Source organism: Pseudoxanthomonas sp. F37 (assembly GCF_022965755.1).
In the GTDB taxonomy this organism is placed as follows: Bacteria; Pseudomonadota; Gammaproteobacteria; order Xanthomonadales; family Xanthomonadaceae; genus Pseudoxanthomonas_A.
Genome location: NZ_CP095187.1, coordinates 2,080,369 through 2,101,588 on the forward strand (window position 1 = coordinate 2,080,369; position 21,220 = coordinate 2,101,588).

Sequence of the window (21,220 nt, forward strand, 5' to 3'; positions counted from 1 at the left end):
CATGGCCGGGCCTTTTCGTTGCCTGCGGGCGATCAGGCGGCGACCGTCCTGGCCACGTCCTGGTATTCCTCGATCTGGTCGAAGTTCATGTAGCGGTAGATCTCGGTGCCCTTCTCGTTGATCACGCCGATGTCGGCCATGTACTCGGCCTTGGTCGGGATCCTGCCCAGGCGCGAGCAGATCGCCGCCAGTTCCGCCGAACCCAGGAACACGTTGGAGTTGCGGCCCAGCCGGTTGGGGAAGTTGCGGGTCGAGGTGGAGAACACCGTGGCGCCTTCGCGCACCTGCGCCTGGTTGCCCATGCACAGCGAGCAACCGGGCATTTCCATGCGCGCACCGGCGGTGCCGAAGGTGCCGTAGTGGCCTTCCTTGGTCAGTTCGGACGCATCCATCTTGGTCGGCGGCGCGACCCACAGCCGGGTCGGGATGTCGCGCTTGCCTTCCAGCAGCTTGGCCGCGGCGCGGAAGTGGCCGATGTTGGTCATGCACGAACCGATGAACACTTCATCGATCGGGGTGCCGGCGACATCGGACAGCGTCTTCACGTCGTCCGGGTCGTTCGGGCAGGCCAGCAGCGGCTCGTGCACCTGGGCCAGGTCGATCTCGATGACGGCGGCGTACTCGGCGTCGGCATCCGGCTCGAGCAGCTGCGGGTCGGCCAGCCACTCTTCCATCTTCTTGATGCGACGTGCCAGCGAACGCGCGTCGGCATAGCCTTCGGCGATCATCCACTTCAGCAGCGTGATGTTGCTGGTGAGGTACTCGATGATCGGTTCCTTGTTCAGGCGCACCGTGCAGCCGGCGGCCGAACGCTCGGCCGAGGCGTCGGACAGCTCGAACGCCTGCTCCACCTTCAGGTCCGGCAGGCCTTCGATTTCGAGGATGCGGCCGGAGAAGATGTTCTTCTTGCCCTGCTTGGCGACCGTCAGCAGGCCCGCCTTGATCGCATAGTACGGGATGGCGTTGACCAGGTCGCGCAGGGTGACGCCGGGCTGCATTTCACCCTTGAAGCGCACCAGCACCGATTCCGGCATGTCCAGCGGCATCACGCCGGTGGCCGCGGCGAACGCCACCAGGCCCGAGCCGGCCGGGAACGAGATGCCCACCGGGAAGCGCGTATGCGAGTCGCCGCCGGTGCCCACGGTGTCGGGGAGCAGCATGCGGTTGAGCCAGCTGTGGATCACGCCATCGCCCGGACGCAGCGAGATGCCGCCGCGGGTGGAAATGAATTCCGGCAACGTGTGGTGCGTCTTCACGTCGACCGGCTTCGGGTAGGCCGCGGTGTGGCAGAACGACTGCATCACCAGGTCCGCCGAGAAGCCCAGGCAGGCCAGGTCCTTCAGCTCGTCGCGGGTCATCGGGCCGGTGGTGTCCTGCGACCCCACCGAGGTCATCTTCGGCTCGCAGTAGGTGCCCGGGCGCACGCCCTGGCCTTCCGGCAGCCCGCACGCGCGGCCGACCATCTTCTGCGCCAGCGAGTAGCCCTTGCCGCTGTCGGCCGGCTGCTGCGGCTGGCGGAACAGGTCCGTCGCCGGCAGCTTCAGCGCTTCGCGGGCCTTCGCCGTCAGGCCGCGGCCGATGATCAGCGGGATGCGGCCACCGGCGCGCACTTCGTCGAACAGCACGTCGGACTTGACCTGGAACTCGGCGATCACCTGCCCGTCCTTCAGCGCCTTGCCCTCGTAAGGACGCAGTTCGACCACGTCGCCGTGGTTCATCTGCGACACGTCGAGTTCGATCGGCAGCGCGCCGGCATCCTCCATGGTGTTGTAGAAGATCGGGGCGATCTTGGAACCCAGGCAGACCCCGCCGTAGCGCTTGTTCGGAATGAACGGGATGTCCTGGCCGGTGAACCACAGCACGCTGTTGGTCGCCGACTTGCGCGAGGAACCGGTACCCACCACGTCACCGACATAGGCGACCAGGTGGCCCTTCTCCTTCAACGAGAGGATTTCCTGGACGGGACCGCGCTTGCCGTCTTCTTCCGGCACGAACGGCGCGTCGGGGCGCTTGTTCTTCAGCATCGCCAGCGCGTGCAGCGGGATATCCGGGCGCGTGGTCGCATCCGGCGCGGGCGACAGGTCGTCGGTGTTGGTCTCGCCCGGCACCTTGAACACGGTGATGGTGAGCGACTGCGGCACTTCCGGCTTGCTGGTGAACCATTCGGCGTCCGCCCAGCTCCGCAGCACGGCCTGGGCATGGGCGTTGCCCTTCTCGGCCTTCTCCTGCACGTCGTGGAAGCTGTCGAACATCAGCAGTGTGTGCTTCAGTCCTTCGGCCGCGGCGGCGCCCAGTTCGGCGTTGTCCAGCAGCTCGATCAGCGGATGGATGTTGTAGCCGCCCAGCATGGTGCCCAGCAGTTCGGTGGCGCGCTGCGGGGTGATCAGCGGCGTCTTCTCGGTGCCGAAGGCCACGGCGGCCAGGTAGGACGCCTTGACCTTGGCGGCGTCGTCGACGCCGGCGGGCACGCGATGGGTGATCAGCTCGACCAGGAAGCCTTCTTCGCCTGCCGGCGGATTCTTCAGCAGTTCGATGACCTCGGCCGTCTGTTGTGCCGACAGCGGCAGCGGCGGGATGCCCAGCGCGGCGCGCTCGGCTACGTGGTGGCGATAGGCTTCCAACATGGGTGGCTCCGGTCGTTCGGGGGTGCGGTGGAATGGGGAAACGGGGGTGAGGCTCATTCGTTCGCGGGCACGATCAGTTTCAGGCCCTTGAAGTAGTCGCGGTGGAAGGCGGTGTCGAAAGTGATCAGGCCATCGCACTGGAGCAGCGCGTGCGCGCCCACCAGGAAGTCGGCGATCGGCCGCGGCTGCCCGGAACGCTGCCGGTGCCGGCGCTGCATCTCGCCCGCGCGCACGGCGGATTTGGCCTCGACGGGATTGAAATGGACGCCCATTTCTTCGATGGCGGCCAAGGCGTCCGCACCGTTGCGCAGGGAAGCGCACAGCTGCGCCAGCGCGGCATCGCAGACGACCACGCGCCCGCTGCCCAGGCTCTGTCGCAGCCCGGCCTCGACGGCGTCCGCGCGCGGACCGTCGGTCAGCAGCTCGATCAGCACGGGGGCATCGACGGCGATCATTCGCCGGCGGCGCCCTTGGCCGCGTCTGCATCGAGGGCGAACTTGCCGCGCACGCGCGAGATCGCGTCATCGACGCTCTTCCGCAACACGATGCGGCTACCCTCCAGTTCGACCTTCAGCACGCTGCCCTTGGTCAGTCCCAGAGCATCGCGCACGGCCTTGGGCAGGGTGATCTGTCCTCGTTCTGCAACGGTGGCTTCCATCGGTGGGCCTCTTGAGTATGGAAGAATTATACATACTTCCTTTGGCATACCCCAGCGCAGAAGATCCTCCCGCTACCCCGGTTACCGCCGGTCCCGCCTCCGGCTTTGGTCGGGTCACCCCGGTCTCAGTCTTGGCGGATAATCCGGGCAAGCCTCGACAAGACGCACAGGAACCCAAGCTTATGCTGCTCCTGCGCCCCTTCCCCCACCGCTACAGGAGCCTCCGTGATGAGTGATTCCTTCGCCACCCGCCGCACCCTGGACGTCAACGGCACGTCATACGCCTATTACAGCCTGCCGACCCTGGCCGAGCGGCTGGACCCGCAGGGCGGATTCGCCCGCCTGCCCTACTCGCTGAAGATCCTGCTGGAGAACCTGCTGCGCTGCGAGGACGGCGTGAGCGTGCTGCCGGAGCACATCCAGGCGGTCGCCCAGTGGGAGGCGACCCGCGAGCCGGACACCGAGATCGCCTTCATGCCGGCGCGCGTGGTGCTGCAGGACTTCACCGGCGTGCCCTGCGTCGTCGACCTGGCCGCCATGCGCGATGCCGTGGTCAAGCTGGGTGGCAGCCCGGACCAGATCAACCCGCTGATTCCATCCGAACTGGTCATCGACCACTCGATCCAGGTGGACGTGTTCGGCAAGCCCGAGGCGCTGGATCTCAACGGCAAGATCGAATTCGACCGCAACCGCGAGCGCTACGGGTTCCTGCGCTGGGGCCAGAAGGCGTTCGACAATTTCAAGGTGGTGCCGCCGAATACCGGCATCGTCCACCAGGTGAACCTGGAGAACCTGGCCCGCGTGGTGATGACGGGCGAGCAGGACGGCCAGGCCATCGCCTATCCCGACACCGTCTTCGGCACCGACAGCCACACCACCATGATCAACGGCATCGGCGTACTGGGCTGGGGCGTGGGCGGCATCGAGGCCGAGGCGGCCATGCTGGGCCAGCCCTCCTCGATGCTCATCCCGCAGGTGGTCGGCTTCAAGCTGACCGGCAGGCTGCCGGAAGGCGCCACCGCCACCGACCTGGTGCTGACCGTCACCCAGATGCTGCGCAAGCTGGGGGTGGTGGGCAAGTTCGTCGAGTTCTACGGCGACGGCCTGCAGCACCTGCCGCTGGCCGACCGCGCCACCATCGGCAACATGGCCCCTGAATATGGCGCCACCTGCGGCATCTTCCCGATCGACAGCGAGTCGCTGAACTACCTGCGCCTGTCCGGACGCAGCGAAGAACAGATCGCCCTGGTCGAGGCCTACGCCAAGGCGCAGGGCCTGTGGCACACGCCGGACAGCCCGCATGCCGAGTACAGCGCCACGCTGCACCTGGACATGGGCGACGTGAAGCCCTCCCTCGCCGGCCCCAAGCGCCCGCAGGACCGCGTACTGCTGCAGGACGTGAAGCAGAACTTCCGCGACAACCTGGCGCCGTTCGCCGATGCCCGCCGCAAGCGCAACGACGCGGTGCAGGAAGACCGGCTGAAGAACGAGGGCGGTGGCGGTACCGCCGTCGGGGCCGAGGAGGCGGCGCATGAATCGTCGCCCGACAGCGGCGCGACCAAGCTGCGGGACGGCGACGTGGTCATCGCGGCCATCACGTCCTGCACCAATACGTCCAATCCGGCGGTGATGCTGGGGGCCGGCCTGCTGGCCCGCAATGCCGTGGCCAGGGGACTGAAGGCGCAGCCCTGGGTCAAGACGTCGCTGGGGCCGGGTTCGCGCGTGGTCACCGACTACCTGGAGAAGGCCGGCGTACTCGACGATCTGGAGAAGCTCGGCTTCTATGTGGTCGGCTACGGCTGCACGACCTGCATCGGCAATTCGGGCCCACTGCCGGACGATGTGTCGGCCGCGATCGCCGCCGACGACCTGGTGGTGGCCTCCGTGCTGTCGGGCAACCGCAACTTCGAGGGCCGCGTGCACCCCGAAGTGAAGATGAACTACCTGGCCAGCCCGCCGCTGGTCGTCGCCTACGCCATCGCCGGCACCACCGATATCGACCTGACGACCGAACCGCTGGGTACCGGCAGCGATGGCCAGCCGGTGTACCTGAAGGACATCTGGCCCGGCAACAAGGAGATTGGCGACTTCATCGCCTCCACCCTCGGCCCGGAGATGTTCGCCAAGAACTACGCTGACGTGTTCAAGGGCGACACGCGCTGGAACACCATCGCCTCGCCCGACGGCGACCTGTATGCGTGGGACGGAGCGTCCACATACATCAAGAACCCGCCGTATTTCGAGGGCATGTCGATGGCCGTCGGCAGCATCGACGACATCCACGGCGCGCGCGTGCTGGGCCTGTTCGGCGATTCCATCACCACCGACCACATCTCGCCCGCCGGCAACATCAAGAAGGATTCGCCGGCCGGACGCTTCCTGATCTCGCGCGGCGTGCAGCCGGTGGACTTCAACAGCTACGGCAGCCGCCGCGGCAACGACGACGTGATGGTGCGCGGCACCTTCGCCAACATCCGCATCAAGAACCTGATGTTCGGCGGCGAGGAAGGCGGCAACACGCTGTACTTCGGGGGCGGGTCGCCCGAGAAACTTCCGATCTACGATGCCGCGATGAAGTACAAGGCCGACGGCGTGCCGCTGGTGGTCATCGCCGGCAAGGAGTACGGCACGGGCTCATCGCGCGACTGGGCGGCCAAGGGCACCAAGCTGCTGGGCGTGAAGGCGGTGATCGCCGAAAGCTTCGAGCGCATCCACCGCTCCAATCTGGTCGGCATGGGGGTGTTGCCGCTGCAGTTCGTCGAAGGCCAGAACGCGCAGTCCCTGGGCCTGGACGGGTCGGAGACGTTCGATGTCACCGGCCTGCAGGACGGCGCCGCCAAGGTCGCCACGGTCACCGCGCGCAAGGCCGGCGGGGCGACGGTCGAGTTCCAGGCCAGGGTGCTGCTGTTGACGCCGAAGGAAGTGGAGTACTTCCGCCACGGCGGCCTGCTGCATTACGTGCTGCGCCAGCTGGCCGCGCGCAAGGCCGCCTGACGCGGGAGAACGGGTGTCCCGCCCGCCGACGCACGGCGGGCGGTGGCGTCCATCGCCCCGGTCGCCGGCGGCGGATGCGCGTGCATGTTGCCGGTTCCGTCGCCCGGCCGCGTTGTGCAGAGCGAAGACCGACGTACCGGAGGTCATGGGGGAACCGTCATGGACACGTGGAGCCGCAGTGCGATCCTTCTTCCCGCCTGTCTCTGCCTGGTGCTGGCCGCCACCTCGGCAGCGGTGGCACCGCCGGATGCGGAGCAGGCCCGGCACATCGCCGACCAGTTCGTCGCGGGCAAACAGGCGCAAGGCGGCAACCCGCAGGAGAGTTACGAGACGGGCGATGTGGTGGCGGCGGACCTGGATGGGGATGGGCAGCACGAGATCGTGGTGCTGTGGACCCTGCTGGGCCCCACTTACTGGAGCCACGGCGTGGCGGTACTGGCACGACAGGGTGCGCGCTATGTGCCCTCGGGGGAAGCGCAGGAAGCGCTGGGCAGCGTGGAAGGCATGAGCGTCAGCGGGGGCGTGATCCAACTGCAGACCAAGTGGCCGGGCCCGAACGATCCCCGTTGCTGCCCCAGCATCGCCAGGACACTGCGCTACCGGTGGTCGCCGGGGAAGCTCACGCCGGTCAGATGATCAAGGCGCCCCGTTCCAGCGCGCATGATGGACGCGCCACTGGCCGTCTTCCGTTCGCCACGCGGTCGTGACCCGGTAGGCACGTGCCCGATCCGGGAGCAGGCGCCCGCTGCCCGCGGTCAGCACCACATCGAACGCGATGGTCGCATTGTCGCCCTGCACCCGCACGTCCAGTGGCCCGGTGGTCACGCCCAGGTGCGGGTCGGCCAGCATGCGCACCCGCAGGAGATTGTGCAGCGCCGCACGATCCATCCCGGACTCGCCGGTGAAGTCAGGACTGACGCCTTCCATGAAGTCGCCGGCCTGCCCGGCTTCCACCGCTGCCTGCATCTGGCCGAACCGCTCCCGCAGCCTCTGCTCCGGCGCGACCGGTGCGCACGCCGCCAAGCCCAGCAGCAATGCCAGCGCGGCGGCCCGCATCTTCTTTTCCGTGCTCGCCATCGAAACCTTCGCCTTTTCCATCCGGAACGGTATGCTCCCGACAGGCGCCAGGCACGAGCGCCGGCCCACAGTACGCCGCAACGCAGCCCGAAGACCCTGGGGAGGGAGCAGAACGATGAGTCAGGAACGTCCGTGGTTCAAGAGTTACCCGCAAGGCGTGCCCCACGAAGTGGACCTGGAGCAGTACCGCTCCATCGTGTCCGTCTTCGATGAGGCGATCAGCAAGTACCGCGACCGCCCCGCGTTCCGCAACTTCGGCAAGACCCTGACCTACGGCGAGATTGACACGCTCAGCCGCCAGTTCGCGGCGTACCTGCTCGGCGAGCTGAAGCTCAAGAAGGGCGACCGTGTCGCCATCATGATGCCCAACTGCCTGCAGTACCCCATCGCCATCTTCGGCGTGCTGCGTGCGGGCCTGACGGTGGTCAACGTCAACCCCATGTACACGCCGCGCGAGCTGAAGCACCAGCTGGTGGATTCCGGCGCCAGCGTGCTGCTGGTGGTGGACAACTTCGGCAAGACCGCGCAGGAGGCACTCGCCGGCACCCAGGTCAGGCAGGTCGTCACCACGGCGCTGGGCGATCTGGTGGGTTTCCCCAAGGGAGCCATCGTCAACTTCGTACTGAAGTACGTGAAGAAGATGGTGCCCGACTACGACATCCCGGGCGCGGTGCGCTTCAAGGACACGCTGACGCTGGGCCAGTTGCATGCCCTGCCCGACGTCGACATCGATTCCGGCGACATCGCCTTCCTGCAGTACACCGGCGGCACTACCGGCGTGGCCAAGGGCGCGATGCTCACGCACCGCAACCTGGTGGCCAACATGCAGCAGGCCGGCGTGTGGGTCGGCACCGGCCTGGACTACGGCAACGAAGTGATCATCACCGCCTTGCCGCTGTACCACATCTTCGCCCTGACGGCGAACTGCCTGGTCTTCATGAAACTGGGCGGCCTGAACCACCTGATCACCAATCCACGCGACATGCCCGGCTTCGTCAAGGAGCTGAAGGGCACGCGCTTCACCGCCATCACCGGCGTCAACACGCTGTTCAACGGGCTGCTCAACACGCCCGGCTTCGATGAGGTGGATTTCTCCAACCTCAAGATGACCCTGGGCGGCGGCATGGCCGTGCAGCGTGCGGTGGCCGAGAAGTGGAAGAAGGTCACCGGGGTGACCCTCGTGGAGGCCTACGGCCTGACCGAGACCTCGCCCGCGGCCTGCATCAATCCGATGAACCTGCACGACTACAACGGCGCGATCGGCCTGCCAGTGCCGTCCACCGATGCGTGCCTGAAGGACGACGACGGCAACATCGTGGCGCTCGGCGAAGTGGGCGAACTGTGCATCAAGGGCCCGCAGGTCATGAAGGGTTACTGGCAGCGTCCCGAGGAGACGGCCAAGGTCATGGACGCCGAAGGCTGGCTGCACACCGGCGACATGGCGAAGATGGACGAGAATGGGTTCTTCTACATCGTCGACCGCAAGAAGGACATGATCCTGGTGTCCGGGTTCAACGTGTACCCGAACGAGGTGGAGGACGTGATCGCCGGCCTGGACGGCGTGCTGGAAGTGGCGGCGGTCGGCGTGCCGGACGAGAAGTCGGGCGAAGCGGTGAAGGTCTTCATCGTGAAGAAGGACCCCTCGCTCACCGTCGAGCAGATCAAGGCGTACTGCCGCGACAACCTCACCGGCTACAAGCAGCCCCGCTACGTGGAATTCCGCACCGAACTGCCGAAGACCAACGTGGGCAAGATCCTGCGCAAGGAACTGCGCGAGCCCGCCAAGGCCGGCTGACCCCTGTTCAGCCTCGCCAGAAAGGCCGGCCCTGTGCCGGCCTTTTTCTTTTGGTTCAGGACTTTAGGGGCTGAATCTAGACGTCCGTCACAAATATCGAGACCGGTGCCTCCCCGGCGCGGGCATCTTGCTGCAAGCACGCCCGTGCACTGGATTTTAATTATTCGTTCAGGTGTAGGATCGGCGCGTGATGCCACGTGCGTCACATAAATCCGTCACCCGCTTTCCCCTGCCGCGCGGGCAAGAAACCCCTCCAAGGAGCTCTCCATGAACAACGTCGAAAAACTGCAGCGCACCCGTTCCTTCCCGACCATCCGCGTGGAGTCCGAACCCAGCGGTGATGCGCACTGGATGTACATGCACTCCGACGCCGCCCCGGGCGTGCGTCCATGCTTCCGCAGCCAGATGCTCGATGACGTGCTGAGCTTCATGAACTCGATCACCCTGCGCGAATCCCAGCGTCAGCCGGGCAAGCTGCGCCATCTGGTCGTGGCGTCCGATGCCAACGCCTTCAACCTCGGCGGCGACCTCGAACTGTTCTCGCAGCTGATCCGCGAGAACAACCGCGACCGCCTGCTCAGCTATGCGCGACGCTGCATCGACGGGGTGCATCATCTCAACACCGGCCTCGGCGGCGACGTGCGCACCATTGCCCTGATCCAGGGCGACGCGCTGGGCGGCGGCCTGGAAATCGCGCTGTCCTGCCATACCATCGTGGCCGAAGAAGGCGTGGACATGGGCCTGCCGGAAGTGCTGTTCGGCCTGTTCCCGGGCATGGGCGCCTACTCCTTCCTGTGCAAGCGCGTTTCGCCCCAGGTCGCCGAGCGGATCATCCTGGACGGCAACATCTACACCAGCGACGAGCTGTACAAGCTGGGCGTGGTGGATGTGCTGGTGCCGAAGGGCCAGGGTGCCGCCGCGGTGCAGTCGATCATCGACAAGCAGCGCCGTTCGCCCCACGCGCACCTGGCGCTGAATGCCTGCCGCAACCTGGCGCAGCCGGTCGGCTACGACGAACTGATGGGCATCACGGAAGTCTGGGTGGACACGGCCCTGACGCTGGGCGACAAGTCATTGAAGATGATGGAGCGCATCGTTCGCGCCCAGGAAAAGCGATCCATCCGCGCTGCCTGACCGGCACCCGCACGTCTGCCGCAAGTACAGGGGACCACAGGGGCATCAGGGGTTGGAGCGCGCGCATGCGCCTTCAAGGGCGAGTCCGGGACACCGTACTCGCCACGGGCCCGGCTTTTGCCGGTGGCAACGGACGCATCCGCCGCCTCGCGCGGTCGCCGCCCGCATGACGGAACCACGCACGGTCAGGACGAGGAGCCTTCGCCGCCCTTCTCCGCCGCACCGCGTACCCGCTGCCGCGCATCGAGCGCCGCGCGGCCATGGCTCAGGTGGGAGTTGAGCGCGGCCAGGCGGTGACGCCATTCGCGCGAGATCTGCCAGTCGGCCAGGGCCATCATCTCGCCGGCGGCCGCCGCCAGCTTCACCAGGCCCAGATTGCTGGCCACGCCTTTCAATGCATGCGCATGTTCGCGCAGGTGTTCGCCGTCGCCCCGCTCCATCGCATGGGCCATGGCGCCGATGCAGCCATCGGCGTCGTTGAGGCACTGTTCGATGAATTCCCGCTCGAACGCCTCCCCCATGCCCAGTGCGGTGAGTTCGTCCAGCACGCTGACGTCGAGCACGCCGTCGGACACCTCCGGCCGCGCGGGCGTGGCCGAAACCGCCGTCGCGGCCACGCGCCCCGACGTGGCGACATCGGCCAGCGCATCCAGCAGCCGGGTCGCCACCACCGGCTTGGCGAGGAACGCGCGCGCGCCGGCCTGCTCGCACCGCTGGATCGCCTCGGGGGTGACGTCGGCGCTCAGGATCAGCACCGGCGTGCGGCTGCCGCTGCCGGCCTCCATCACGCGCAACTGCTTGAGCAGGTCCAGGCCGCTCAACCCGGGCATGTGCAGGTCGCAGATGACCGCGTCGTAGGACGAGGATTCCAGCGCATCCAGCACTTCCTCGCCACCGTTCACGCAGGTGATGCGGTGCCCCGCCTTCTGCAACAGGCGCTGCACGACCATGCGGTTGGCCTCGTGGTCGTCTGCCACCAGGATCTGCATGCTGCGCACCCGCGCGCGGTGGCGCAGGAACGGGTCCGAGAAGGCGATGATGTTCTCGGCGCTGCCCGTCTCCGGCGCTTCCTGCAGCCATTCGGCGTGGCCCTGCACGGCGGGCACGATGACGCGCTCGGGCACCACGTCGAAAGGCAGTTCCACCCAGAAGCAGCTGCCGCGATGCTCGTTGCTCTCGAATCCGATGGTGCCGCCCATCGCTTCGGTGAGACCTTTGGCGATGGTCGTCCCCAGCCCGGTGCCGCCATAGCGGCGCGACAAGCTGCCGTCGGCCTGCTCGAACGCCTCGAACAGGCGCTCGCGCAACGCTACGGGGATGCCGATCCCGGTGTCGGTGACCGTGAAGCGCAGGCGCAGATGCTGGCCGTCCACCAGGGTGGGCGCCACGGTCAGGTGCACCTCGCCCTCGTCGGTGAACTTGACCGCATTGCCTGCCAGGTTCAGCAGGACCTGGCGCAGGTGGCCGGCGTCGCCGCGCAGTTTGGCCGGAATGGCGTCATCCACCCGCCCTTCGTAGCGCACCTGCTTGCCGCGCGCCTGCGGCATCAGGATCAGGCCGATGCTCTCCACCAGTTCGCGCGGGGAGAACTCGACGACGTTCAGCTTGACCTTGCCCGCCTCGATCGCGGAAATGTCCAGCACGTCCTCCACCAGTCCCAGCAAGGTGCGCGTGGACGCCTGGATGGTGGACAGGCATTCGCGCTGCTCGGTGTCCAGGCGGGTGGTGGCCAGCAGTTCCGACATGCCGGCCAGGCCGTTCAGGGGCGTGCGGAACTCGTGGCTCATGTTGGCCAGGAAACGGCTCTTGGCCTCGTTGGCGCGGCGCGCCTCGTCGGTGGCGCGGGTCAGGTCGCGCAGCAGGCCCGACAGGTACATGGGCACGGCGATCAGGCCCAGCACCAGGCCGACGCCCAGGGTGGCGTTGGCGCGCCAGTAGTCGTTCATCCACACCACGGCGGCGAATGCCGTGCTGGCCATGGTGACCGCGACCACCAGATAGCGGTTGCCATAGCGCAGACCGTTGCCCACGGTGATCCACATCAGCACCACATAGGCCCACGACAGCGGCTCGCCCATGCCGTTCATCGCCGCGGCCAGCAGGCCATAGTCGGCGATCATGCCCAGCCCGCGGCGCACGTGCGACTTGCCCGGCTGCAGCAGCAGCCAGGTGATGATGCCCAGGCCGTTGACCAGGCCCGAGACGATGATGGTCAGGACGATGGAATATTCGTCGGCCGGCAGCGCCGCGCGCGAGGACGGCAGCAGGGCGTAGACCAGGATGATGGAAATCAGCGCGACGCGGATCAGCGCCTGGCCGTGTTCGCTGTCGCCGCGATGCTGAAGGCGGGATTTGACCCAGGTGAGGACGTTGGACATGGCTCACTCCATCCCTGGACGGCTCTGCACCGTCGAGTAGCGTTCGCAGATGTCGTCCAGCCGCGCCCGCCCACGGATCAGCGCGTCGACACATGCGGGGTCGAACAGGCGGCCGCGCTGGGCATACAGATAGGCCAGCGCCGCGTCCTTGTCCCACGCCTTCTTGTACGGACGGGGCGAAATGAGGGCGTCGAACACGTCCGCCACCGCCACGATCCTGGCTTCCAACGGGATTTCCTCGCCCACCAGGCCATCGGGATAGCCGCTGCCGTCGTAGCGCTCGTGGTGCCGCAGCGCGATCACGGCGCCCGCCTGGATGAAACGGTTCTGGCTGCCGGACAGCAGCTGGTGCCCGATCTTCGGGTGGCGGCGCATGACATCGGTCTCGTCCGCGGTCAGCGGGCCGGCCTTCATCAGCACCGAATCGGGAATGGCGATCTTGCCCATGTCGTGCAGCGGCGCGGCCATCTCGATGGTCCGCACTTCGTCCTCGGGCAGGCCCAGCTGCTCGGCGATCAACCCCGCCACGTGGGCCATGCGCTCCAGGTAGGCGCTGGTGCCGCTGTCACGGTATTCGATGGCGCGGGCCAGGCGCGACAGGGTTTCGCGCTCGCGCTCCTCCACCTCGTGCATGCTGGACAGCAGGCGCTGCTCCAGCGACAGGGCGCGCTGCTTGACGTTCTCGGACTGCTGGCGCAGCTGGAGCAGATTGCGGCAGCGGGCACGCAGCTCGCGGGGACGCACCGGCTTGACCAGGAAATCGATGACGCCCGCCTCGAGCGCGGCCTGGCGGACAGGCTCGTCGCCGACCACGGTGATCAGGATGATGGCGATGTCGCGGTGCATGGGCAGCCGGCGGAAGCGGCGCGCGAACTCCAGCCCGTCCATGCCCGGCATGCGGTAGTCCAGCAGCAGCAGATCGGTGCGGTTCTTCTCGCACCACTCCAGAGCGGCCTGCGGATCGCCGAAATCGTGAACGGCCAGCTCGGACGCGATGTCCTCGATGACATGGCGCAGCATGGTACGCGCGGACGTCTGATCGTCGACGATGACGATGTTCAATGCGTGCCCCACCCCTTGTGGCCACATGACGTGGCTGTCGGGCAAGGATACTCCGGCGGTGGCGACGCTCGCATCCAGCATGGTGGCAGTCCTGTTCGGCGGCACGGCCCCGGGCAGGGGCCGACATCCACGAAGGGAACCGATGCTGATCGCGGGGCCCCCTCCCCTGATCTCTATCGGCGCGGGCGGCGAAGAATTGACCGACCTGCGTGGAATTCCACGCAGGAAGCGTGCCAGCCGCCTCCAGGGTGTTTCAGGGCTTTGCACTTCGATATTCGTCACATATTTCGGCATGTCCGGTGCCGTGTCCACCCCGGAGACGCTGCCGGGGGGCAGGGTCCCGGCCAGTGTGGTCCCTCCGCGTCATGCCGTCATGTGCCCATTCTGCCCCGTAGCGTCACTCTTTTGACGCTCGCGGTAGCCTGGGGTCACCCCTGGGCTTCCGGACGCATGTAGGGGAACAGCAGCACGTCCCGGATCGAATCCGAGCCCGTCAGCAGCATGACCAGCCGGTCGATGCCGATGCCCAGCCCACCCGTGGGGGGCAGCCCCACCTCCAGCGCCCGGATGTAGTCGGCGTCGAAGTGCATGGCCTCGTCGTCGCCCCCTTCCTTGGCCTGCACCTGGGCCATGAACCGGGCAGCCTGGTCCTCGGGGTCGTTGAGCTCGGAGAAGCCGTTGGCGATCTCCTTGCCGTTGATGAACAGCTCGAAACGGTCCGTGAAGCCCGGTTCGGCATCGCTGGCGCGGGCCAGCGGCGACACCTCCACCGGATGCGCGGTGATGAAGGTGGGCTGGATCAGGGTGTGCTCGACCGTCTTTTCGAAGATCTCCAGCAGCAGCTTGCCCCAGCCATAGGAGGGCTTCACATGGATCCTCAGCCGCTCGCAGTGGCGGACCAGCGCCTCGCGGTCCGTGCAGTCGGCGACGCTGATCTCCGGATTGTGGTGGCGCACGGCCTCGTCCATGCGCCAGCGGCGGAAGGCGGGGTCCAGGTCGATGTCCTGGCCATCCCAGGTCACCTGCCCCGTGCCCAGCACCTCGTGGGCGACGTCGCGGATGACGCCCTCGGTCAGGTCCATGATCTCGGCATACGTGGCATAGGCCTCGTACAGCTCCAGCATGGTGAACTCGGGGTTGTGCCGCGTACTGACGCCTTCGTTGCGGAAGTTGCGGTTGATCTCGTAGACGCGCTCCAGCCCGCCCACGACCAGACGCTTCAGGTAAAGCTCCGGCGCCACGCGCAGGTACAGGTCCAGGTCCAGGGCGTTGTGGTGCGTGGTGAACGGCTTGGCCGCCGCGCCGCCGGGGATGTAATGCATCATCGGCGTCTCGACTTCCAGGAAGCGCCGGGCATCGAGCCACTCGCGGATGGCACGGATGATGCGCGAGCGCTTGATGAAGACCTCGCGCGCTTCCGGCGTGACGATCAGGTCGACATAGCGCTGGCGATAGCGTTGTTCCACATCCGACAGCCCGTGCCACTTGTCCGGCAGCGGACGCAGCGACTTGGTCAGCAGGCGCAAGGCCTCGGCCTTGACCGACAGTTCCCCGGTGCGGGTCCGGGTCAGGCTGCCCTCGACGCCGACGATGTCGCCGATGTCCCAGCCCTTGAAGGCATCGTAAGCCTGGCCCAGCGTGTTGGCCTGCAGGAACAGCTGGATGCGGCCGGATTCGTCCTGGATCTGCACGAAGCTGGCCTTGCCCATCACCCGCTTGGCCATCAGGCGGCCGGCCAGCCTGACGTGCCGGCCCGTGCCTTCCAGCGCCTCGACCGTCCACAGTTCGGCGTCGCCGTACTGGGCCTGCAGGTCGCCGGCGTAGTCGCCGCGGCGGAAGTCGTTGGGGAACGCGATGCCCTGCCCGCGCAGGGCCGTCAGTTTGGCGCGGCGCTCGGCGATGAGGCTGTTCTCGTCGGCAGGAGGCGTTGCGCTGATCTGGTCGGTCATGGCGGTCGCGGGAACTCGAGGAATGGGGAATGTAGGAGCGGCCCATGGCCGCGATGCTTTGACGCGTCAGCCTGGAGGAGCATCGCGGCCATGGGCCGCTCCTACAGGCTCACGCGTCGCCCGGTCAGGCGTCGATGCGTTTGGCGCCGGCTTCCAGGCCGGATTTCAGGCTGGCCTCGACGAACTCGTCCAGGTCGCCGTCCAGCACCTTCTGGGTGTCCGAGCGCTCCACGCCCGTGCGCAGGTCCTTGATGCGGCTCTGGTCCAGCACGTAGTTGCGGATCTGGCTGCCCCAGCCGATGTCGGACTTGGTGGCTTCCACCGCGTCGCGCTCGGCGTTGCGCTTCTGGATCTCCAGCTCGTACAGCTTGGCGGCCAGCATCTTCATGGCGTTGTCGCGGTTCTGGTGCTGGCTGCGGCCGGTCTGGCAGGCGACGACAATGCCGGTGGGCACGTGGGTGATGCGCACCGCCGACTCGGTCTTGTTGACGTGCTGGCCGCCGGCGCCGGACGAGCGGTACACGTCGGTCTTCAGGTCGGCCGGGTTGATCTCGATGTCGATGTTGTCGTCGACTTCAGGCGAGACGAACACCGAGGTGAAGCTGGTATGGCGGCGGTTGTCCGAATCGAACGGCGACTTGCGCACCAGGCGGTGCACGCCGGTCTCGGTCTTCAGCCAGCCGTAGGCGAAGTCGCCCTCCACGCGCAGCGTGGCGGACTTGATGCCGGCCACGTCGCCGCCGCTGGCTTCCATCAGCTCGGTCTTCCAGCCGCGCGATTCGCACCAGCGCAGGTACATGCGCAACAGGATTTCCGCCCAGTCCTGCGCCTCGGTGCCACCGGCGCCGGCCTGGATGTCGACGAACGCGTTGGCGCTGTCCATCTTGCCGGAGAACATGCGCTGGAACTCCAGCTTGTCCACGTGCGCGGCATAGCGTTCGACATCGGCCACCACGGCCTGCGCGGTGTCCTCGTCGTTCTCCATTTCCGCCAGTTCCAGCAGTTCGCCAGCGCCGCCCAGGCCTTGCTCGATGTCGCTGATGCCGTTGACCGTCTTGTCCAGCAGGGAGCGTTCACGGCCCAGCTGCTGCGCGTATTCGGCGTTGTTCCAGATGTCCGGGCTTTCCAGCTCGCGGTTCACTTCTTCCAGGCGTTCGCGCTTGGCATCGTAGTCAAAGATACCCCCGGAGCGAGGCCAGCCTGTCCTGCAGGTCGGCGATGCGCTGGCGGATGGGATTGAGCTCGATCATGGGGCTGTGACGGGGGAAAGGAATCGGCCGGCAAGGATACCAGAGGCGTGCCGGTGCCCGTCCTGCCCCGGTATGGAACGGAAGTTGCATCGACATGCGCGCGCCCCTGCCCGAGAGCCGACCGCTCATGCCGCCCCCCTTCGCTGCCCGGATGTCGCCCTGCCTGCTGGGCCTGGCCCTGCTGCTGGGCCTGGCCTCCCCCTGGGCGCTGGGCACGGTTCCGGCGGGCACCGAGCGGGCCAGCCAGGTGGCGCGCTGCCTGAAGCTGCGCCGCGATGCGCCCCCCGTGGCGGCCGCGCTGGCCGAGTCGCTGTTGCGGGAGGCCGACCTGACCGTCGAGGACGAGCTGAAGGCGCTCAGTTGCCTGGGCATCGCCGCCGGCCTGTCCGGCGACCGCAAGCGTGCGCTGGAGGCCGGCGCCCGGATGGAACGCCTTGTCCTGGCGCACCCCGAACTGCCGGCCGCATTCCGTGCCCGTGCCCATTCGCAGGCGGGATCGGTCTTCCACGGCGCCGGCCAGATCCATCGCGCCGAAGCGGCCTACCTGCGCGTGCAGGACCTGGCCACGCGGTTGCCCGCCGATGAGGCCGCCCTGTTCCAGGCCACCACACTCAGCAACATCGGATTGATCCACGCCGACTACCTGGACTCGCCCGACGTGGCCGATGGCTTCCACCGCAAAGCGGTGGCCATCGCGGCGTCCGTCGGGCTGGAAGATCCGGCGATCCTGCACAACCATGCGCTCAATCTGGTCCGGCTGGGCCGGACGGCCGAGGCCCTGGACGTCATCGACCAGGGCGAGGCCATGGCCACCCGCAAGCAGGCGCTGGCCGTGGTGGAGCGCCTGCGCGCGGAGCGCGCGGGGGTGTGGATCACGCAGGGGCGCCTGGGGCCGGCGCAGCAGGTGCTCACGTCCGTCATCCGGGCGCAGGAGGCGAGCGCGGACATGCCGGGCCTGGCCGGTTCGCTGGCCAAGCTGTCGAACCTGCAGCGCCTGGCGGGCGAACCCGCGGCCGCCCTGGCGACCGCGCGTCGGGCCTGGTCGAAAGTGGACGGTACGCCGCAGCCGCAGAAGCAACGCGAGGTGCTGCGCGCCTGGATGGCCGCGCATGCGGCGCTTGGACAGGCCGACGGGGTGCTGGCGGTCGGCACGCGACTGCATGTGCTGGAAATGGAAGCGCTCAAGGAGCAACGGCTCGCATTGCTGGCCGAGCTGCAGGCACGCAGCGAGAACGCGGCCGCGCAGCGCGAGTTGCAGACCATGCGGCACCGGGCGCAGATCCAGGCCCTCAACGAGGACAAGGCCCGCCTGCTGCGCAGGGCCGGGGGCGCGGCGATGATCCTGCTGGTGATGGCCGGCGTGGGATTCGGCCTGCTGCAGCGGCGCAAGAACCGGCAGCTGCGCGCCGTCAGCGCCACCGATCCCCTCACCGGCCTGCGCAACCGCCGTGCGGCCGGTACCGCGCTGCAGGCGATGTCGGCGCAACGCGCGGCACCGGGCACCCGCCATGTGCTGTTCCTGATCGACATCGACCATTTCAAGCGGGTCAACGACGGATTCGGCCACCACGCCGGCGACGACGTGCTGGTGGATATCGCCGCTGCGCTGCGCACCCTGTGCCGGCCTGGCGACGTGATCGCACGCTGGGGCGGTGAGGAATTCCTGATGGCATGCCCCGATCTGAACGCGGCGCAGGCATGCACGGTCGCCGCGCGCCTGCACGAGCGGCTGGGCGGCACCCGCGAACCGGCGCCCGGCCGGGCCTGGGACCTCACCGTTTCGCTGGGCTTCGCGCCGTTCCCGTTCTTCGAGGAAGGCAGTGAAAGCTGGGAGTACGCCATCCGCCTGGCCGACCGTGCGCTGTACGCCGCCAAGGACCGTCGCAACGCGTGGGCCGGCCTGTGGGGCCGCACCCTGCCCGAAGGCGCCAGCGCGGCCGGGGTTCTGGAGGAACCGGAGAGCGCGGTGCGTGGCGGCAACATCGACCTGATGGCGAGTTACGCCATCGAACGCCTGCCGAAAGCCGCAATGCAGGCGGCCTGATACCTAGCCCGGCTCGGCGCCGGTGCGCGTCCTCAGGTCCTGGCGGTAGCGCCGGCTGCAGGGCAGCACGGTGCCGTCGCGCAGGTGCACGCGCGCGTCGCCGGAATCCAGCGGCTCGATGGAGGCCACGTGGTCGAGCGCCACCAGGTAGCTGCGATGGATGCGGGCGAAACGGCGCGGGTCCAGCCGCGACTGGATGCCTGCGATGGTGCTGCGCAAGGGATAGTCATGGCCGCGTACCCGCAGGTTGACGTAGTTGCCTGCCGCCTGCAGCCATTCGATGTCGTTGGCCGCGACCAGGAATTCGCGCCCCAGTTTGCGGATCAGGAAGCGTTCGGGCCGCTCCACCGGCTCCAGTGGAGGGCCTTCGTCCGGCTCCGCCAGCAGGCTGGCCTCGCCCTGCCAACGGCGCAGCAACAGGCGGTAGGCCTCCATCGTCAGCACGATGGAAGCGAAACTGCGGATGTCCTTCAGATATTCGTAGAGCAGTTCGCGCGGCCATGGCCCGAAGTCGTAGGTCATGCCCTGGGTCCGGTAGGCCAGCATCCGCAGGCCCACCATGCCCACCACGTGCACGAGGCAGACGACGAGGCTGGCCCCGGCATAGCGGACGAGCTGGCGCCGCCAGTCGCCCCACTGGAACGGATAGCGCCGGGTGAACCAGGCCATCGCCGGCAACACCACCAGCAGCCACATCACCGCGCTGCTGGTTTCCCAGACCGCGGGCTCCCAGGCCTGGATGGACGAATCGCCGCGTCGCAGTTCCATCAGCGTGGTGATGCTGTTGGCGACGCAGTTGACCCCGGTCACCACGATCCAGAAGCCGGCCTCGATCACGCGTTTCCAGGGTTGGTAGCGTTCGTAGGACAGCACGGCGCGTTCGCTCATGCGCGCATTCTAGCGCCCGGCGCTCGTGCGCCCCCGGCGATTCGTCCCTGCGAGCCTGCGGTTGGGCCCCTGCCCGCCCCGACATGTCCCTTCGCGGTGGGACCGGGCGCGCGGACCCGCCACGCTGAGGCCTTCGCCGAGAACGAGGAGCTCCCATGCAACGCCGCCATGATCTGGACTGGGTCCGCGTCTGCGCCTTCGGGCTGCTGGTGCTGTACCACGTGGGCATGTACTACGTGACCTGGGACTGGCACGTGAAGAGCCCGGCGGCGAGCGATGCGCTGGAGCCCTTCATGCTGCTCAGTTCGCCCTGGCGGCTGGCCCTGCTGTTCCTGGTATCGGGGGCCGCCACCGCGTTCCTGCTGGAACGGGCACGACGCAGCCCCGATGCGGCCGGCCGCCGGCCGGGGTTCTTCGCCAGCCGCTCCTGGCGCCTGCTGGTGCCGCTCATCTTCGGCATGCTGGTGATCGTGCCGCCGCAGTCCTACTACGAGGTGGTCGAGCAGCTCCCGGGCGGCTACCACGACGGCTATCTGGCCTTCTACGGCCGCTACCTGACCGGCTACGACGGCTTCTGCGATGCCGACGGTTGCCTCGACGTGCCGACATGGAACCACCTGTGGTTCGTGGCCTACCTGTGGTGCTACACCGGGGTGCTGTGGATCCTGGCGCGGGGCATGCCGGCCGTGCTGGCCGCCGTGGGCGCCGCGCTGGAGCGGCCGTTGGCCGGCCTCGGCATCCTGGTCTGGCCGGCGCTGCTGCTGGGCCTGGCCCGTGTCCTGCTGGTCGGCCGCTTCGAACAGACCCACGCCCTGGTGGACGACTGGTACAACCATGCCCAGTACTTCAGCGTGTTCCTGCTGGGTTTCCTGATCGCGCGGAAGGAGGGCATCTGGCAGGCCATGGCGCGCGTGCGCTGGGCTGCGCTGGCGCTCTGGCTCGGCACCTGGGCGGGTCTGCTCGCCTACTTCATCCGCTTCGACGCTGCGCAGCCCCCGGAAGCGCTGAGGATGGCCATGCGGCTGGTGTGGGGCCTGGACCAGTGGTGCGCCATCGTCGCGGTGCTGGGCTTCGCGCGGCGCTGGAACCCCGGGGACAGCCGCGTGCTGCGTTATCTGGTACCCGCGGTGTTTCCGGTCTACATCCTCCACCAGACGGTCACCGTGGTGGTCGCCCACCACCTCAAGCCCCTCTCGATCCCTCCGGTGGCGGAGGGCCTGCTGCTGGTCGCGATCACCTTCGCGGCATGTTTCGCCGGCTATGAAGTGATCCGTCGCGTCGGCCTGCTGCGCCCGCTGTTCGGTCTGAAGCGGCAGGCCGCCACGCATCCGCCGGCGCACGCCCAGCCGACCGCCACCGCCGGCTGA

The 21,220-nt window shown here is 67.7% G+C and carries 16 protein-coding genes; 6 read left to right on the forward strand and 10 right to left on the reverse strand.

What is annotated here, in order from left to right; all coding sequences use genetic code 11:
• Positions 1–32 precede the first annotated feature (32 nt).
• The 3 genes from acnB to MUU77_RS09670 are packed head-to-tail and all read right to left on the reverse strand — an operon-like array spanning position 33 to position 3,282.
• Positions 33–2,624, reverse strand: coding sequence for a bifunctional aconitate hydratase 2/2-methylisocitrate dehydratase (gene acnB / locus MUU77_RS09660; protein ID WP_245085973.1), 2,592 nt, complete (start codon positions 2,622–2,624; stop codon positions 33–35).
• Positions 2,625–2,677: 53 nt separating this feature from the next.
• Complete coding sequence (locus MUU77_RS09665; RefSeq protein ID WP_245085975.1) at positions 2,678–3,079, reverse strand: type II toxin-antitoxin system VapC family toxin; 402 nt, start codon at positions 3,077–3,079, stop codon at positions 2,678–2,680.
• A complete protein-coding gene (locus MUU77_RS09670) occupies positions 3,076–3,282 on the reverse strand; it encodes an AbrB/MazE/SpoVT family DNA-binding domain-containing protein (RefSeq protein WP_245085977.1) in 207 nt (68 codons plus the stop codon). The genes MUU77_RS09665 and MUU77_RS09670 overlap by 4 nt, the downstream gene beginning before the upstream one ends.
• A 228-nt stretch (positions 3,283–3,510) precedes the next feature.
• On the opposite strand from MUU77_RS09670, the gene acnA reads away from it, so the two are divergent.
• Complete coding sequence (gene acnA / locus MUU77_RS09675) at positions 3,511–6,276, forward strand: aconitate hydratase AcnA (RefSeq protein WP_245085979.1); 2,766 nt, start codon at positions 3,511–3,513, stop codon at positions 6,274–6,276.
• Positions 6,277–6,435: 159 nt separating this feature from the next.
• The gene (locus tag MUU77_RS09680; protein ID WP_245085981.1) at positions 6,436–6,912 is read left to right on the forward strand and encodes a hypothetical protein; all 477 of its coding nucleotides are present in this window, start codon (positions 6,436–6,438) and stop codon (positions 6,910–6,912) included.
• Here MUU77_RS09680 and MUU77_RS09685 read toward each other — a convergent pair whose 3' ends face one another.
• On the reverse strand, positions 6,913–7,353 hold the full coding sequence (locus tag MUU77_RS09685; protein WP_245085983.1) for a nuclear transport factor 2 family protein: 441 nt from the start codon (positions 7,351–7,353) through the stop codon (positions 6,913–6,915).
• A 115-nt stretch (positions 7,354–7,468) separates the two neighbouring features.
• Between MUU77_RS09685 and MUU77_RS09690 the strand changes: the two genes are divergently transcribed.
• The gene (locus MUU77_RS09690; protein ID WP_245085985.1) at positions 7,469–9,148 is read left to right on the forward strand and encodes a long-chain fatty acid--CoA ligase; all 1,680 of its coding nucleotides are present in this window, start codon (positions 7,469–7,471) and stop codon (positions 9,146–9,148) included.
• 267 nt (positions 9,149–9,415) lie between these two features.
• Positions 9,416–10,282, forward strand: coding sequence for a crotonase/enoyl-CoA hydratase family protein (locus MUU77_RS09695; RefSeq protein WP_245085987.1), 867 nt, complete (start codon positions 9,416–9,418; stop codon positions 10,280–10,282).
• A 185-nt stretch (positions 10,283–10,467) separates the two neighbouring features.
• On the opposite strand, the gene MUU77_RS09700 is transcribed toward MUU77_RS09695, so the two are convergent.
• The 5 genes from MUU77_RS09700 to MUU77_RS09720 form a co-directional block, all read right to left on the reverse strand.
• The gene (locus MUU77_RS09700) at positions 10,468–12,660 is read right to left on the reverse strand and encodes an ATP-binding protein (protein ID WP_245085990.1); all 2,193 of its coding nucleotides are present in this window, start codon (positions 12,658–12,660) and stop codon (positions 10,468–10,470) included.
• 3 nt (positions 12,661–12,663) lie between these two features.
• Entirely contained in the window at positions 12,664–13,803 is a 1,140-nt protein-coding gene (locus MUU77_RS09705; RefSeq protein WP_245085993.1) for a two-component system response regulator, read from the reverse strand.
• A gap of 347 nt (positions 13,804–14,150) precedes the next feature.
• Positions 14,151–15,671, reverse strand: coding sequence for a lysine--tRNA ligase (gene lysS / locus MUU77_RS09710; RefSeq protein ID WP_245085996.1), 1,521 nt, complete (start codon positions 15,669–15,671; stop codon positions 14,151–14,153).
• Between the two features lie 124 nt (positions 15,672–15,795).
• A protein-coding gene (prfB, locus tag MUU77_RS09715) for a peptide chain release factor 2 (protein WP_245085999.1) occupies positions 15,796–16,921 on the reverse strand; the annotation gives its coding sequence in 2 pieces (ribosomal slippage) (positions 15,796–16,845 and positions 16,847–16,921; 1,125 coding nt in all).
• Positions 16,844–17,017 (reverse strand): hypothetical protein, encoded by a 174-nt coding sequence (locus tag MUU77_RS09720; protein WP_245094706.1) that lies wholly within the window; start codon positions 17,015–17,017, stop codon positions 16,844–16,846. The genes prfB and MUU77_RS09720 overlap by 78 nt, the downstream gene beginning before the upstream one ends.
• 31 nt (positions 17,018–17,048) lie before the next feature.
• Here MUU77_RS09720 and MUU77_RS09725 point away from each other — a divergent pair, with 31 nt between their 5' ends.
• Positions 17,049–18,965: a GGDEF domain-containing protein gene (locus tag MUU77_RS09725; RefSeq protein WP_245086002.1), complete on the forward strand. Its 1,917-nt coding sequence runs from the start codon at positions 17,049–17,051 to the stop codon at positions 18,963–18,965.
• Between the two features lie 3 nt (positions 18,966–18,968).
• Here MUU77_RS09725 and MUU77_RS09730 read toward each other — a convergent pair whose 3' ends face one another.
• Positions 18,969–19,853, reverse strand: a complete 885-nt coding sequence (locus MUU77_RS09730; protein WP_245086006.1) for a LytTR family DNA-binding domain-containing protein — start codon at positions 19,851–19,853, stop codon at positions 18,969–18,971.
• 155 nt (positions 19,854–20,008) lie between these two features.
• Here MUU77_RS09730 and MUU77_RS09735 point away from each other — a divergent pair, with 155 nt between their 5' ends.
• Entirely contained in the window at positions 20,009–21,220 is a 1,212-nt protein-coding gene (locus tag MUU77_RS09735; protein WP_245086009.1) for an acyltransferase family protein, read from the forward strand.